Source organism: Massilia sp. Root335 (assembly GCF_001425685.1).
Taxonomy (GTDB): Bacteria; Pseudomonadota; Gammaproteobacteria; order Burkholderiales; family Burkholderiaceae_D; genus Telluria; species Telluria luteola.
In genome coordinates, this window is the sequence record NZ_LMCY01000019.1 from 296,465 (window position 1) to 312,699 (window position 16,235).

At 67.0% G+C, this 16,235-nt stretch carries 13 protein-coding genes and 1 pseudogene; 13 read left to right on the plus strand and 1 reads right to left on the minus strand.

The annotated features are described in order from the left end of the window. The 13 genes from ASC93_RS12880 to ASC93_RS12940 form a co-directional block, all read left to right on the plus strand. Positions 1-1,567: methyl-accepting chemotaxis protein (locus ASC93_RS12880; RefSeq protein WP_162251869.1), on the plus strand; the 1,567-nt coding region annotated here is incomplete at its 5' end. A gap of 71 nt (positions 1,568-1,638) precedes the next feature. Beyond that, positions 1,639-2,616: a type I phosphomannose isomerase catalytic subunit gene (locus ASC93_RS12885; protein WP_056442235.1), complete on the plus strand. Its 978-nt coding sequence runs from the start codon at positions 1,639-1,641 to the stop codon at positions 2,614-2,616. A gap of 444 nt (positions 2,617-3,060) precedes the next feature. Further along, a complete protein-coding gene (gene sctC, locus ASC93_RS12890) occupies positions 3,061-4,824 on the plus strand; it encodes a type III secretion system outer membrane ring subunit SctC (protein WP_082547999.1) in 1,764 nt (587 codons plus the stop codon). Further along, complete coding sequence (locus ASC93_RS12895; RefSeq protein WP_229412700.1) at positions 4,821-6,461, plus strand: PilN family type IVB pilus formation outer membrane protein; 1,641 nt, start codon at positions 4,821-4,823, stop codon at positions 6,459-6,461. The genes sctC and ASC93_RS12895 overlap by 4 nt, the downstream gene beginning before the upstream one ends. Positions 6,462-6,480: 19 nt before the next feature. Then, a complete protein-coding gene (pilO2, locus tag ASC93_RS12900; RefSeq protein ID WP_056442309.1) occupies positions 6,481-7,743 on the plus strand; it encodes a type 4b pilus protein PilO2 in 1,263 nt (420 codons plus the stop codon). Beyond that, positions 7,733-8,236, plus strand: a complete 504-nt coding sequence (pilP, locus tag ASC93_RS12905; RefSeq protein ID WP_082548000.1) for a type IV pilus biogenesis protein PilP — start codon at positions 7,733-7,735, stop codon at positions 8,234-8,236. Before pilO2 ends, pilP begins: the two co-directional genes overlap by 11 nt. Further along, positions 8,233-9,822 carry a GspE/PulE family protein gene (locus tag ASC93_RS12910; RefSeq protein WP_056442244.1) on the plus strand — a complete coding sequence of 530 codons (1,590 nt, stop codon included), beginning with the start codon at positions 8,233-8,235 and terminating at the stop codon, positions 9,820-9,822. The genes pilP and ASC93_RS12910 overlap by 4 nt, the downstream gene beginning before the upstream one ends. Next, complete coding sequence (locus ASC93_RS12915; protein ID WP_056442247.1) at positions 9,812-10,888, plus strand: type II secretion system F family protein; 1,077 nt, start codon at positions 9,812-9,814, stop codon at positions 10,886-10,888. Before ASC93_RS12910 ends, ASC93_RS12915 begins: the two co-directional genes overlap by 11 nt. A gap of 21 nt (positions 10,889-10,909) precedes the next feature. After that, the gene (locus ASC93_RS12920) at positions 10,910-11,458 is read left to right on the plus strand and encodes a type 4 pilus major pilin (RefSeq protein WP_056442248.1); all 549 of its coding nucleotides are present in this window, start codon (positions 10,910-10,912) and stop codon (positions 11,456-11,458) included. Positions 11,459-11,467: 9 nt separating this feature from the next. Next, entirely contained in the window at positions 11,468-11,959 is a 492-nt protein-coding gene (gene pilM, locus ASC93_RS12925; RefSeq protein ID WP_056442253.1) for a type IV pilus biogenesis protein PilM, read from the plus strand. A gap of 10 nt (positions 11,960-11,969) precedes the next feature. After that, entirely contained in the window at positions 11,970-13,241 is a 1,272-nt protein-coding gene (gene pilV, locus ASC93_RS12930) for a shufflon system plasmid conjugative transfer pilus tip adhesin PilV (protein WP_056442256.1), read from the plus strand. Continuing rightward, entirely contained in the window at positions 13,238-13,687 is a 450-nt protein-coding gene (locus tag ASC93_RS12935; protein WP_056442259.1) for a lytic transglycosylase domain-containing protein, read from the plus strand. Before pilV ends, ASC93_RS12935 begins: the two co-directional genes overlap by 4 nt. Before the next feature lie 68 nt (positions 13,688-13,755). Then, positions 13,756-15,561 (plus strand): type III effector protein, encoded by a 1,806-nt coding sequence (locus ASC93_RS12940; RefSeq protein ID WP_157201897.1) that lies wholly within the window; start codon positions 13,756-13,758, stop codon positions 15,559-15,561. Positions 15,562-15,801: 240 nt separating this feature from the next. Here the strand turns inward: ASC93_RS12940 and ASC93_RS32605 are convergent. Then, a pseudogene (locus ASC93_RS32605) lies at positions 15,802-16,235 on the minus strand (hypothetical protein); the annotation flags it as partial.

Below are 16,235 nucleotides of genomic sequence, written 5' to 3' on the forward strand. Positions count from 1 at the left end.
CCTGTTGTGCGCCGGTGCCATGCTCGGCGTCGGGCTTGGCAACATGGGCGTCCTGCAGAGCGATACCGAGCAAATCGTCGGCAGCCGCCTGGTCAGCCTGAACGGCGCGCTGCGGATGCGGCACGTGGGCGCGGAGATCGCGCTGACCATGCGCCGGATCGCCGCGCCCACGGATGGCAAAGAGGGCAGCGACGCGGGCGCCGCGCTGGTGCGCCTGCTGGCCGACTACGACCGGGCCGAGCTGGCCCTGCAGCATGCGGCGATCGATGCGGCCGCCCTGGCCGAGGTGCGCCGGCGCAAGGAGGCGTTGATGCCGGTGGTGCGGACCATCCAGTCCACGGTCGCGGCGGGGAATATGTTCGACGCCGCCGTGATGCTGAAGACCGATTTCGGCCCCAGGTACGCCGACTGGATCCGCGCGCTCGACACGCTGGCCGCCGCCGAGCAGGGCGCCATGGCGCAAACGCGCGACCACTCGCGCACGCGCTACCGGACGGCGCAGATCCACATGCTCGGCGCCGGCCTGGCGATGCTGTTTCTCGGCGCCCTGTGCGCGGTGTACATCACGCGGTCGATCACGACGCCTTTGCGGCATGCGGCGCGTATCGCCGACACCATCGCCGGCGGCGATCTCGACGTGGCGATCGACATCGGCGGCAGGGACGAGGCCGGCCAGTTGATGCGGGCGCTGAAGCTCATGCAACACAATCTGTCCACGGCGATCGCGCAGATCACCGAGGGCAGCGAGCACGTGCTCGTGGCGTCGCGCGACATCGCGGCGGGCAACCTGAACCTGTCGGCGCGCACCGAACAGCAGACGGGCACGCTCCGGCAGACGACCGCCGCCATGGCGCGCCTGGAGGACACGGTCGGGGGCAACGCCGAGAATGCGCGGCAGGCGCGGGAATTGAGCACGGCCGCGTACGCCGACGCGATGCGCGGCAGCGAGGTGGCCGCACGCGTGTCGGACACGATGGGGGCGATCAAGTCGAGCTCGGACAAGATCGTCGACATCATCGTAGTGATCAATTCGATCGCTTTCCAGACCAATATCCTGGCCCTCAACGCGGCGGTCGAGGCGGCCCGCGCGGGCGAGGCCGGCCGCGGTTTCGCCGTGGTCGCGGCGGAAGTCCGCGAACTGGCGCAGCGTTCGGCCGCGGCGGCGCGGCAGATCGATACGCTGCTGCGCGATTCGGCGGCCCAGGTCGACGCCGGCCATGCGCTGGTCGGCGAGGCCTCCGTGACCATGAACCAGATCGTGAAGGCGGTACGGCGCGTCGCCGAACTGGTCAGCCTGATTTCCACGGCCAGCGCCGAGCAGGGCGCCAGCATCGGCGGGATCAGCGTCGCGATCGGCCGAATGAACGGGATGACGGCGCAGAACGCGGCGCTCGTCGGGGAGGCCGCAGCGGCTGCTGAAAGTTTGCGCAAACAATCGGCCCGGCTGGTCGACGCAGTGGCCCGCTTTCACATGACCGGCGCGAGCGGAACGCAGGCGCCGCCACAACGCCGGATTGTGTCACGGCGACTGGATGCGGATATGGTTGATTATCCTGTCGCGGAATAAAAACCGGTATCGGCGAATAGTATTCGATTTGCCGATCGACAAAAAAAGATGTCAACATTATCTCGCGGAAGATGACGAATTTATATCCTCTGATATTTAAAAGTATATATAAAAACAAATTATGGGGAGGGCGGAAGCTATTCAGTCATCTAGACAAGGACATTCCGCTTCGGATGCGTTGTGGCGAGTCCTGGGAACTCAGTGGATTGCCGTCGGACGATTCGGTGGTGAAAAATGGGGCATTGGCCGGGATTTCGCTCTCGTGTTTGCTGAAGGACTATCAGGAAATCCTTGTCGGGAAATCCTTATATACGCGCTTTGGTAATCGTTTTCCCCTGCTCGTCAAATTCATCGATGCCGAAGACGATTTATCGATCCAGGTGCATCCCGACGATGTACTGGCCGGGATAAACTGCGATTCGCCGGGAAAAACGGAAATGTGGTACGTGATCCAGGCCGATCCCGGCGCGACGCTGATTGCCGGTTTCAACCGCCCGGTCAGCGCGGCAATGTGCCGGGAAAGGTTCCAGGCCGGGCAGGTCGACGACATCCTGAACCGCCACGCGGTCGCGGCGGGCGACGTGTTCTTCCTGCCCGCCGGCAGGGTCCACGCCATAGGGAAGGGCGTCCTGATCGCCGAGATCCAGCAGGCGTCCGACGTGACCTACCGGATCCACGACTACGACCGCGTCGACGCGAACGGCAGCCGGCGCGCGCTGGACATGGACAATGCCATCGCCGCGCTGGACGTCGGTGTCGATCAGGACTGCAAAATCCCGTATCAGGCGATTCCGAATGCGCCGATCCCCCTCGTGCAGTGCCGGCATTTCACGACCAATCTATTGACGTGTTCCGAAACGGTCGTGCGGAATTACGTGTTCGACTCCTTCGTCATCCATGTTTGCGTGCACGGATCCTATGCGATCGATTATGGTAGGGGGCGTCTGGAGGTGCGTAGGGGCGATTGCGTGTTAATCCCGGCGGTAATTGAATCCGTCAATTTGGAAACCGAATCCGGATTCACGGTTCTGGAGTGCTTTATCGTTTAAATAATCGCCGTTTCCCTCCTTTTTGGTCGCTCTCGACCATGTCCATTATTATCGCTCTTGCCGGCGAGGCGCCCCTGTTTGCTAAACAAACTTCGTGCTGTGGTTGGCAGGCGTCATTCGTTAAAAAGTACTGACGTATATCAAAAATTCTTGTGATTTTTTATCTGCTCGGGGTAGACTACGCATCGAATTAAATTGTTTCATCGTCGAACGTTTCTTGTTTTCGACATCGCTAATACCTTATCGATGGCGGAGTGGATTCCGGCGAATGGCGAGCCGGTCGAATCCCGCACGGCGTTATTGCCGGCGCGGCGTGGATCGGCGTTTTGGTGGTAACAAAATGGTAATGGGTAGGCCTATGTTTAGCGCTAACATTTTCTACTCCGTGCTCAGGACGGCCTCATTGCGGCGAACGGCGCATGGGGCGCCACCGAAGGGGACTGCATGAGAGTTTTGCGACACGGGACGCTGGCGCTGGTCGCGGCGACCACGGTGGCGGCGTCGTTCTGGACACCGGCGGCGTGTGCCGCGGTGCCGGCGGGATGGACGAACCACGGCTTCACGCTCGATACCGCCGGCATGCCGCTGCACGAGGTGCTGGACCGGTTCGCCCGGGAGTACGGCGTGGAGGTCGTGTCCGACGTGCCGGACCGGGCGGTGAAACGGGAAACCTTGCGCGCCGCCGGCGGCGGCGGCCTGCTGGAGCGGCTGGCGCAGGCGTATCGCTTCCGCTGGTTCGTGTACGGCGACACGCTGCATGTGGTCCCGCGCGAAGACAATGTGTCGATGCGCCTCGACCTCGGCGCGAACGGCGTGCGGGATGCCAAGGGGGTGCTGGCCGGCGTGGGCCTGTTCGACAGCCGCTTCGGGTGGGTGGAGCTGCCGCGCGAAGGCGCCGTCATCGTCAGCGGGCCGCGCGAATACGTCCGCCTGGCGCGCGAGGTCCTGTTGCCGGCCCGGCCCGGAGACGCCGCGGACGACATGCAACCGATGGTCTTCCGCCTGAAATACGCCGGCGCGACCGACCGCGTGATCGCCGCCCGCGGCAAGACGGAAACCATCCCGGGAATGAAGACGATCCTGTCGAACCTGCTGGTTGGGCAGCCATCCCAGGGCGGGAACGCCGGCCGTCCGCGCATCGATGCCGATCCTTCGCTGAACGCCGTCATCATCCACGACTCGGCCGGCAGGCGCGCCATGTACCAGGCACTCATCGAGCAGCTCGACGTGCTGCCGCGCCAGATCGAAATCGATGCGCTGATCGTCGACATCGACCGCGCCAGATTGCCCGGGCTGGTTTCCGGCGCGGCGCCGGCCGGACCGGGGGCGACATTGCTGGTCAACGACGCCGCCGGCCTGCTCGCCAGGCTGAAAGGCCTGGAAGCCAGCGGCGATGCGCGCATCGTGGCGACGCCGGGCGCGCTGACGCTGAATAACGTGGCCGCCGTGCTGGACCTGCGCCAGTCCCGGTATATCCCGCTGGTCGGCGAGCGGGTCGCCGACGTGGCCGAGGTGAGCGCGGGGACGCTGCTGCGGGTCGTTCCGCGCATCGTGGACGACGGCGCCGCCCGGGTGCGGCTGGACGTCGACATCGAGGACGGCAACCTGGGCAGCGGCGCCGACGCGCAGGTGACCCGCTCGACCCTCAGTGCGCTGGCCATCGTCGATTTGCAGCAGATGCTGATGATCGGCGGTTACGGGACGGAGGCGATGTCCGGCCACAAGGACGCGGCGGGTGCGCGGCGCGAGCGCCTGTACCTGATCACGCCGCGCCTGGCCGGCGGCGGCATGCCGGCGCAGGCCGCCGCCGAACCGGCCGTGGCGCCGCAACCGCAACCGCAACCGCAACCGCAGTCGCCCGCGCTGGCGGCATCGGTGCCGGCACCGGTCGCAACCGCTGTCGTGCCCGTCCGTGCCGCGCCCGCCGCGCCGGCCGCGCCCCCGCCGGAGCCGACCTGGGCGGTGCTGCAAAGCGATAAGACCCTGAACGGCACCCTGCAACGGTGGGCCGCCGGCGCCGGCTGGCAACTGATGTGGGAACTGCCCGTCGATTACGCCGTCGCGGTGCGCACCGAACTGCACGGTTCCTTTGCCGACGCCGTCGGCATGGTCGTGAAGAGCATGGAGGGCGCGGACATACCGATGAAGGCGATTTTCTACGACGGCAACAAGGTGCTGCGGATCGTTGCGAAAGGAAGCGAACCATGATGACCACGCGCTTGCGTGCGGTAGTGCCCTTGCTCCTGCTGTCGGCATGCGGCGGCATGTCGGCCAGGCTGGACAAGAAGATCGACGACACCGGCGGCCAGGTGGCCAACCTGGTCAGGGACACCGGCCATACCGCGAACGGCATCGTGGCGAGGACGCCGTCGCCGGTCAGTCACGAATCCGGCATCTGGCTGGGCAAGGACGTCGTCAAGCTGGCGCAACCCGCGTTGCCGAAGATTTTTTACGAGAACGCGGTGTTCGACAAGACGGTCGCGTCGCTGCCCGAACTGGCGGAACGGATCGGCGTGCGTACCGGGCTGCCGGTGAAAGTGACGCCCGATGCGCTGGAGGTGGCCGCGACCATGTACGGCGCGGCATCGTCCCCGGGTCATGCCGTGCCCTTGCCGCCGGGAGGCGCGGGCGGCGTGCCGCCGGCCCCGTCGGGCGCGCGCGGTGCCGGGGTCCGCATCTACTACGCGAACGGCAACCTGCGCGGCCTGCTCGACACGGCGGCGGCGCGCTTCGGCGTGTCGTGGAAATATGCCGACGGCGCGATCCGGTTCTTCCATACCGAATCGCGCACCTTCCAGATCAACACGCTGCCCGGCGATTCGACGTTCAACGCCAGCGTCACCAGTGGCGCCACGTCGAACCCGGGCTCGAGCGCCGGGGGCGGTGCCGCGGGGGCGGGCGGCGGCGCCGGAACGACGAATGGCGTCACCGCCAACAACAGCCAGAACACGGCGGTGGCGTCCAAGCTGTCGGTCTACGGCAGCATCGAAAGCGTGATCAAGGCCATGTTGTCGAGCTATGGCAAGGTCGTCATCTCGCCCGCGACCGGGTCGATCACGGTGGTCGACACGCCCGACTCGCTCGACCGGGTGGCCGCGTACATCGACAACGAGAACAAGACCCTCGAACGCCAGGTGGTCATCAACGTCACCGTCCTGTCGGTCAGCCTGAACGACAGCGACGACTACGGCATCAACTGGAATCTCGTGTACACCACCCTGCGTCAGAAGTACGGGCTGACCAGCGCGGTGCCGGCCACGCTGGACGCGACCCGCTTCTCGGCCGGCATCGTGGGCGATTCGCGCTTCGCGGGCAGCACGGCGATCATCGACGCCCTGTCGAAGCAGGGCAAGGTGCGGCGCCAGACCACCGCGTCGGTGATCACCTTGAACAACCAGGTGGTGCCGCTTCAGGTGGCGAAGCAGACCTCTTACCTGCAGCAGTCGCAGACGACGGTGGTGCCCCAGGTCGGCACCACCACGACGCTGATTCCGGGAACCGTCACGTCGGGTTTCAACATGAGCATCCTGCCGCACGTGCTGGCCAACGGCACGGTGCTGCTGCAGTTCTCGACCGACATCTCGGCCCTGAACACCATCCGCGAAGTGCAGAGCGGCACCAGCAAGATCGAAACGCCGGAGATCGATACCCGCAATTTCCTGCAGCGCGTGGCGATGAAATCGAACGAGACGCTGATCATCAGCGGGTTCGAGCAGACGGACGACAACCTCGACCGCCAGGGCGTGGGCAGCGCACGCAACGTCGCGCTCGGCGGCGGCGTCAAGGCGGCCAGCGCCAAGGAATCCATCGTCATCCTGATCACGCCCACCACGGTTGGCCCCTGACGCGAAGCGATCCGGCATCATGGCCATCCACATCATCCAGATCGACAAGCACCGGTTCGTGTGCGGCCTGTTCTGGCAGTCGCTGTCGCGGCCGCGCGAACTGGCCAGGGAGGCGCGCGAACTGGGCGCGAAGATCGAATCCGACCTGTACGTGCTGCGCACCGACCAGTCGACCGCGCAGGCCGGCTTCGGCCAGAGCGCGGACGGGGCGCGCCGCGGCATGTTCTCGCTGGGCGCGATCATCTCGAAGACGCTGGCGCTCGAGGGCGCGTACTACGACGGCGACAAGCAGCGGGTCCACAACTGGCTCGCCGCGCTCAGGCTGCCCGACGGCATGTGGGCCTACTTCGCGGCGCGCGACGCGAACTTCCTCCCCAACGGCGATTTCGCAGGCACCCGCGAGGAAGTCATGGAGCGCCTGCATGGCGACTACGGCCTGGGCGGCTGGAACGTCGTCCTCGGCGATGCGGAACTGGCCGACTACGGCTTCCACAATTTCGAGGCGCGCACCGTCGAAAGCTTCATCCCGCACCGCAAGGACGGGCGCATCCGCGCGCACCGCTGGTGGGGCCTGCAACCGGTGCGCACCCGGCGCAACCACTGGCCGTGGCTCGCGGCGGCCCTCGTCGTGCTGGCGCTCGCCGGGGGCTGGGGCTATCTGCAGCGCGTGCGGCGCCAGCAGGCCGAGCAACTGGCCGAGGAGGCGCATCGCGCCGAGCGCCTGCACGTGCTGCAGCGCGCGGGGCCGTCCGTGCAGCCGCCGCCGTGGGGCGGCAAGCCCAGGCCGGCGAGCCTGGCCAAAGCCTGCGTCGACCGGCTGGGCTTCCTGGCCGCCGGGGGCTGGCTGCTCGACGAGTATGTCTGCACCGGCGACAAGGTCAGTTATGCGTGGTCGCGCCACGGTTCCACGCTGGCGCTGCTGCGCGCCGAGGTGCCGGACGCCGTGTTCGACCTGAACGGCGAGAAGGCCAGCCTGGTCGTGCCGCTCCGGCTCGAACGGGATGCGCCCGAGGCGCTGCTCGACCGCAAGGCATTGATGGAACCAATCATCTCCGATATGCAACACATTGGCATCGGTTTCAGGATCGCCAGCCTGGCGCCGCCCGCGGCGGCGGCGCGAACGCCGGTGCCGCAGTGGCAGGCGTATTCGTTCAGCTGCGACAGCCGGGCGCTGGCGCCGACGGCGGTGGCGGGGTTGCTCGACCGGCCCGGCGTGCGTATCGACCGGATCGCTTACCGGACAGGTCAATGGTCAATCGAAGGAGTCATGTATGTCAAATAAGTCCCTCTGGTGTACGGTGCTCGTATCGATGCTCGGCTGCGCGCACGCCTACGCCGATCCCACCGCCGAAAAGCTGAGCCGGATCGAAGGCGAGACGCTGCTGCTGAAGGCGCGCGAACGCCAGCTGGACGTACAGGGCAGCATCCTCATGAAGCAGAACCAGATCGCCGCGATCCAGGCGGCCACCAGCGCGTTCGCGCATGCGCCCGGCGCGGGCGATCCGCAGGTACGCAGCGTGGAGGGGATCGGGCGCGCGGTCTTCGCGACGCTGCAGCTGGGCGACGGCGCCGTCATCGAGGTGCAGCCCGGCGACATGCTGCCGAAAGGGATGCAGGTGGTGTCGATCGCGCCGGGCAACGTCGTCGTCAGGAAGGGCAGGCGGCGGGTCCGCCTCGCGCAGGCGGCGTCCCAGCCGCAATCCGGTCCCGCACTGCCGCCGGTCGCCGCCATTCCCGGTCCGCCGCCCGGCATGCCCACGGGAGCAGTGCGATGAACCTGCTCGCGTTGGACCGGCCGGAACAGCGCGCCACCGGGCGCAACGAGCAGCAGGCCGGTGCCGGCGACGTCGGCACGGCCGTCGTCCTGAGCAGCGCGGGCACGTTCGAGGCCAGCGCCGAGGAGCGCAAACTGCTCTGCCTGCTGAGCGACGGGCGCCTGCTCGTCGCCGAAGGGCAGAGCCTGAACCGCCACGTGCTGTCGTATATCGGGCGGCTGGAAAAGATGCGCCGGCCGTTCCAGGTGACGTACACCCGCATCGAGGTCATCGCCCGCGCCTACCAGAGCGGCGGCGCGGGCGCGCAGCCCCAGCACGAGCACTCGCTCATGCAGGTGACGGCCAAGGACCTGCTCAACCGGGCCTGCCTCGCGCGTGCGTCCGACATCCATATCCGCGTCCGCAAGGATTGCACCGAAACCTGGTTCCGCATTCATAACGACCTGGTGGCGATCGGCGTCCAGACGCGCGAATACGGCGAGCGCCTGCTGGCGACGCTGTATGGCGCGATGACCTCCGTGTCCGACAATTCGTACAAGCCCATGGAGCGCCAGGACGCGGCGATTTCCGACCGCGACAAGCTGCCGCCCAGGCTGTACGGCGTGCGCATCGCCACCGCGCCCACCAGCGAAGGCGCCGTCATGGTGCTGCGCCTGCTGTACAACGACGCCGGCGACAACGTCGACCTGCGCCCGCTCGGCTTCAGCGACATCCACGCCGGCCAGCTCCAGCAGATCAAGGAGCAGCCGGTCGGGATGAACATCATCAGCGGTCCCACCGGATCGGGCAAATCGACGACCCTGCAGCGCATCCTGACCGGCGAAATCATCGAGGCGGGCGGCAAGCTGCACGTGCTGACCGTCGAAGACCCCGTGGAATACCCGATCGAGGGCGCGGTGCAGACGGCCGTGACCAATGCGTGCACGGAAGCGGACCGCGTGCGCCAGTTCTCGGCCGCGATCTCGAATGCGATGCGGCTCGATCCCGACGTCATCATGATCGGCGAGATCCGCGATGCCGCATCGGCGCAGAACGCCCTGCGCGCGTCGATGACGGGCCACCAGGTGTGGACGACGGTGCACGCCAACAGCGCGCTGGCGATCGTCGACCGCCTGGTCGATCTCGGCCTGCCGTTGAGCCTGGTCGCCGACCACACGATCATCACGAGCCTGATCAGCCAGCGCCTCGTCAAGGTGTTGTGCCCCCACTGCAGCCAGCTGCTGGTGGACATGCCGGACGCGTTGCCGCCGGCGATGTACGCCCGTGTCCGGCAAGCGGTCGGCGGCGCGTTGCCGCGGGTGCGCGTGACCGGCGGCGGCTGCGAGCATTGCGCCATGCATGGCACGGTGGGGCGGTCGGTGCTGGCGGAAGTCATCGTGCCGGACGACCAGTTCTTCAAATTCATCCGGGCCGGCGACAAATGCGCGGCGGTCGCGTACTGGCTCGAGCACCTGGACGGGCGCACGATGCTGGGCCATGCGATCGACAAGATCGCGGCCGGACAGATCGATCCGCGCATGGCGGAAAAAGTGGTCGGCCACCTCGTGGGACCGGCGAGCCGGCTGGAGGCGATCCATGCGGTTTGACGTCACGCGCGCCTGGGCGAAGACCCAGTTCCCGGCATCGGCGCGCGTGCGCCTGTATCGCAAGATCGCCAAGATGCTCACCAACGGGCTGCCGTTGCTGCGCATCCTGGAAGTCTTGCGCGAACGCGCGTCGGACAATGGGCGCAAGCCGCAGGAACCGCTGGCGATCGTGCTCGACGATTGCCGCAGGCAGGTGCAGAACGGCAGGATGTTGTCGGAAAGCCTGGAAGGCTGGGCGCCCCGGACCGAGCGCATGATCCTGCTGGCCGGCGAACAGTCCGGCAACGTCGAGGCCGCGCTGCTGGCCGTCGTCGACGTGGTGCAGGCGCAGCAGCGCATCAAGGCGGTCATCGTCGGCGGGCTCGTCTACCCAAGCTCGCTCCTGGCGCTGATCCTCGCCTACGTCTACCTGTTCGGCACCCGGGTGATTCCCGAGTTCACCCGCATCACCGACCCCACGACGTGGCATGGCGCGGCCCGGTCGCTGTATCTGATGTCCGAGGTGGTCCGGCACTGGATGTTCGCCATCGTCGGCGTGCTGCTGCTCGTCGTGGGCGGCATCGCCGCGGCGCTGCCGCGCTGGCGCGGCAACCTGCGCGTGTTCGCCGACCGCTTCGCGCCGTTCTCGATCTACCGGCTGGTCGTGGGCAGCGGCTTCCTGCTGGCGTTCTCGGCCTTGCAGACGGCCGGCGTCACGGTCGAGAAGTCGCTCAGCCGCCTGTCCGACATGGCCGACCCCTGGCTGCGCGAACGCCTCGACGGCGCGCTGCTGGGCGTGCGCTCCGGCCTCAACTGCGGTGAGGCCATGCGCAACGCCGGCTACGGCTTCCCGTCGGCGGAAGTGATCGACGACCTGTGCGTGTACGCCGAGTTCCGTGGATTCGGCGAGGCGCTCAAGGTGCTCGCCGACGAATGGCGGGAGGAGGGTATCGAGCAGATTTCCAATCAGATGAAGATCCTGAACGGCGTCGCCATCCTCGTGATGGCCGCCGTGATCGGCTGGCTGGTGACGGGCTTTTTTGGCATCCAGCACGAACTCGCAACGATGACACGCGCAGTACATTAAATCCAACAAAGGAGATACGACATGCCTGCTACCTTGCCCCAACGCCGTGCCCGCCTCGCCAGCCTGCATCGCCAGCGCGGCGCCTCGCTGCTGGAAGCCATCGCCTACCTGGGCGTCGCCGCCCTCGTCGTGCTGGCCGCGGTATCGCTGCTGCAGAACGCGTTCGGCAGTGCGCGGTCGAACCAGACCACGGAAGAGATCACGGGCCTGCGCACCAATGTGCGCAAGATGTACGCGGGGCAGCCGTACAACGACACCGCCATGCTGGCCAACTTGGTCACCGCGAAGGCCATACCCGGTACGTTGTCGGTCGCCAGCGACGGTAAGACGATCAACAACACGTGGGGCGGCACCGTGACCCCGGCATCGGCGGACGCGGCCACGTTCGCCATCACCTACACCAAGGTACCGCAGGACGTGTGCATGAACGTCGTCAGCGGCGCGACCGGCTGGACCCGCATCGCCGGCGCGTCCGACGCGACTCCGATCACAGCGTTCCCCGCCGCCGCGGCCGACGCCGCGGCCCTGTGCAACGCGGCGTCGAACACGATCGTATTCACGGCGGACTGAGCCGATTAAATGTGGGCCGTCCTGATCGTCGTCTTCGTGGCCGCGCTCGGTGGCTGGTACGGCTGGCCGGCCGAACACGGACGCGAGGCCGTGGTCCGGCAGCAGGCCAGCGAGGATGCCGGGAGCATGGGGATCTACCGGGAAGCGGTGATGGCCTGGTTCAAGGCGAACGACGTCACCGATACCAGCGTGAGCCTGGCCGACCTGAAGCTGGCGGGCGTTCTGCCGGCGTGGTCGAAGCTGGCGACCGCTCCGACGGCGGCCTGGACGAATTACCGTGACGGCGCGGGCCGGATCTACATCTTCCCCGCTGCGGCGGGCACGCGGCCGATCGTCGCGGAACTGCTGGCGCTGTCGCGCAACTCACTCAACGTCGGCATCTACCGGGCGGCCGACCACACCCTGGCGTCGCCGGTGGACGGGACGCGCATCGCGCTGCCGCCGCTGGGCGATGCCGTGATCCCGGACGGCGCGCCGGTGTGGCTGGCGCACTGCGATTGAGGAACGAACGATGAACACGATGCGGCGGCAGCGCGGCATGACCCTGGTCGAAGTCCTGGCGGCACTCGCCATCGCGTCGGTGCTGCTGGTCGGCCTGTCCAGCATGATCGGCGATTCGATCGACGAACTGAAGGAACAGCAAACGGCCCTGCAGCAGGCCCAGGTCGTGGCGGCCGCGTCCAGGTATGTCGCGGCGAATTACAGCGACCTCGTCGCCGCCACGGGCGGGGGGGCCTTGACGGCCGTCACCGTCGCGCAACTGAAAACGGCGGGCTTCCTGCCGGCCGGCTTCGCCGCGACCAACCCTTACGGGCAATCGGCCTGCGTGCTCGTGCGCCAGCCCACGCCGGGCCGGCTCGACGCGCTGGTGGCCGGCTACGGCGGCAGCGCGATACCGGACCGCGCCATCGCGGCGGTGGCCATGATGGCGGGGCAGGGCGGCGGCTACGTCAGCGCCGCGCAGCCCGGCATCGCGCGCGGATCGTCCTGGGAACTCGTCACCACGGCATACCAGGGCGTGGCGTGCGCCGGCACGACGGTGCTGAACGGCGCCGCCGCCCACGACGGCGGCCACCTCGTGTCGGGCCTGTTCTACGACGGGCCGGGCCAGTTGTCGACGGATTTCCTCTACCGCGACACCGTGCCGGGCCGCCCGCAACTGAACCAGATGAACACGGCGCTGGGATTCGCCGGCGCTGCGCTCGTGACGCCGGGCACGGCCTGCGGCAGCGCGGCGGCGATCGCGATCGACAGCGCGAGCCGGACGGTGGTGACCTGCGGGGCCGACGGCCTGTGGCAGGCGGCGTCGACGTGGAAGGCGCCGGTGACGAATTTCGCGGACCTGCCCGCGACGGGCAATACGGCCGGCGACGTGCGCATGGTCACCGCGCTGAACCGCGGCTTCACCTACAGCGGCAGCGCGTGGGTGGCGCTGGCGGTGGACGAGAACGACAACCTGCACGTGCCCGGGACGGTGTACGCGGACACGGTAGACACGGCCACGGCCATCGTCACGGCCGGCACGATCACGGCGGACAAGACGATCTCCTCGACGAACGGCGGAATCGCCAGCAACTGGGTGGTCGGCAGGAACTGGATGGAGGGCCCCACGCTGTATCTCAACGACGCCATCGCGCCGGGCACGCCCTGCAATATCCTGAATCCGGACGGCAGCACCACGTACAACATCGGCTCGTTCAAGAAAGATGCCAACGGCTTCCTGCTGTCGTGCCAGCCGCCGGATAACGTCTTTAAATATTCGAATGGAACGTTGACCCCATGAGCGGCACCTTCACACCGGGCCGGGCGGCGGCCGTGCTCGCGTGCGTGCTCGCGTGCGGCCATGCGCACGCGTGCTGGGACGACGCCGGCGCGCGCTACGGCGTGAACCCCTACCTGCTGTACGCCATCGCCAAGACGGAATCGAACCTGAATCCCGCCGCGATCGGTCCAAAAAACAAGGATGGTTCCTACGATATCGGGCTCATGCAGATCAACAGCAGCTGGCTGCCGACCCTGCGCCAGTACGGCATCGGTGAGGCCGAGCTGATGGATGCCTGCACGAATATCGAGGTCGGGGCGTGGATACTGTCGGGGAAGATGCAGATGCTGGGCAATTCATGGACGGCCGTCGGCGCCTACAACGCCGGCAAGCCCAAGCTGCGCATCGCCTATGCGCAAAAGGTTTATCGCAACCTGCCGCGCGCGGCCATCGAGGCCCAGCGTTGATCGGTTTGCGCCGCATACATCATTGTTGAGACGTCCGCGCGGCTGCGCGCATGACCTTGGAAGTTGATATGAAAACGATTTCATCGACAGTGGCCCCGGTCAGCGACAGCCCGGTTGCCGAGACCGCGTCCAATGCCCGGCCCGAGACCAGCCGCGCGCCCAGGCGTACGTTCGGATTCTCCCTGCCGGCGCTGGGGCGGCGCCCCAAGACGCAGCCGGCGGCGGCGACCGTGCAGGCGCCGTTGCAGCGACTGGAACAGTTCAGCGCCCGCCACGCGCAGGCGCAGGCGCAGGCGCAGGCGCAGGCGCAGGCGCAGGCGCAGGCGTCGGAGCCGGCGCGGGTCACGCTGGCGCAACTGATGCGCGCGCCGGAGCATCCGACGCTGGCGGACCTGATGCGGGCGGATGACGAAGCGCGTGCCCCGTCCGCACCTGCGCCTGCGCCCGTGCGCACGGAGGCCGCGCCGGCCGCGCGCCCGAAGACGTTCGGCAAACTGGCTCCGGGGCCGAAGATCGACTGCATGGCGGACACGCTGACGTCGATGCATCGCCTGGACGACCAGCAGGTGTCGCAGATCACGGAAGCGCTCGGCATGGGACCCGCTGCCGCACCGGGCCGCGAGCGGGATGCGCAACTGAAAGCCGCGGGCAAGTTGCTGCGCGCACCGCTGGATCTCGACCCGCCCATGCCGGACAGCGCGTCGATCGGCCGGACGCAATTCGGCAGAGGGATGCCGCCCGACGTGCTGGCGTCCCTGTCGCGGGCGGCCCGGGCGGCCAATTGCTTCATCGGCGAGCGCCAGGTCACCGGCCCGGACGGGAAGACGGTGAACATGTTGCAGGTGCATTTCGAGAACCGGGCCGACCAGGAAGACGAGCCGCTCGCGTCCCAGCCGGACTCGGCCAGCTTCGTTGCCGTGCAACGGCTGGCGGCGCGCTTTGCCGAAGCGCTGTCGCCGATTCTCCGGACCGACGACAAGGAATACCGGATCGAGTACGTGGCGTGCCTCCGCGCGCAGGGCGGCAGCGCCGACGTGTTCGCGGATCAGCTCGCCCGGCAGATGCCGATGACCTACCGGCCCGCCCGCACGGAACTGACTTCCCGGCACTACATGGACGCGACGATACGCGCGTCGCGCCTGTTCAGCCTGCTGCCCGAGGGCGAGCGGGAAAAGCTGGTACGTGCGGCCCACGTCGCGCACATGGTCTGGGATGAAAAAATCGGCACGGATGAGCATGGCAACCAGCGGCTCGAGGTGCGCGTGATGTTCGGCGGCACGCAGAACATGCGCGACGTCGGCCAGGCCTTCAGCAGCATCGGCCAGTCGGTGGGCAAGGTGTTCAAGGCGAACCACGAGGCGGCCGTGCTGGTGGCGAAAGCGGTCGAAGACGCCTACGGCAAGGGGCGCAACGTGAAATTCGACTTCATCGCCGGCGGATCGATGGGCGGCGCGAGCGCGCAACTGTTCGCCGCCGCGGTCGAGAGCCGCGTGAAACTGTACGACCCGGCGCCGCTGATCCTGTTCGATCCACAGCTGCCGAACGAGACCCAGGCCAGGCATGCCATCAAGGACGGCAAGCTCGGCTATGACTACGCCAAGCCGCGCGGCATCGCCATCACGCTCGACTATGCGGAGCGTTCGCGCAAGAGCCTGATGGGCCGCATGAAGGGGCTGGGCTTCAAATCGCCCGGCCTCGTGCGCCTGAAGCTGGGCCTGAGCGCCTACGACCGGACCAAAACCCTGCCCGACGGCGGGACCGAACTGCGTCCGCCGCGCACGTCCGGGCCGCCGGGCATGGGCTACCATGCGGATCCGGGCCTGTACAGGATGGCCATCAACCGGTTCACGGGGCTGGTGGGGTTGCGGCGCTGAGCACGCGTTCCCGGCAATGTCGACACTCTCCTATTCGTGACCCTGAGCCGGATGTCGGACAGTTGCTGCTAGCCACGACCGCCAATACACTGGCGCATTGCGGAGGGCAATTTGTGCATGCCAAACTGAGCGGGTGATGGAACAGAACACGCGATTAGACAGGATGACGCGGCAGCAAACGCCGCCGCGTCTCGTAAAACACTCTGATTCATTTTCCTCTCATGGCGCTCTTCAATAAATCTACATCTCAACGACCACGATGTCCGAGGCCACGAGAGTTTTCTGCCCGATAAGTGTGAGGATTTGCACGGCATCGTGTGCGGTCCCCTCACCATCTTGGTCGAAATACAGTGCGCCGGATGTCGTGTTGTAAAGAAATTGGGGATCAGTACCAGAGGTGGCAGGCGTCGAGGAGCCGGTGCGTAGAATAACTGCATTACCGGCCTGAAGGCCGAAACCGGTGCCAAGGACTTGAATGACATCAGTTTTCGAAATGAAATCTGAGATGTTGTCAGCGCCTTGATTGAAGTTAACAAACCGGAAGGCATCGTTACCAGATCCGCCGTTCAATGCGTCGCTGCCTGCGCCACCGGTGATCGTATCGTTGCCGTTGCCGCCGTAGATGGTGTCGTTGCCGGCCCCGCCGTCGAGCGCGTCGGCCACGTTGCCGCCCG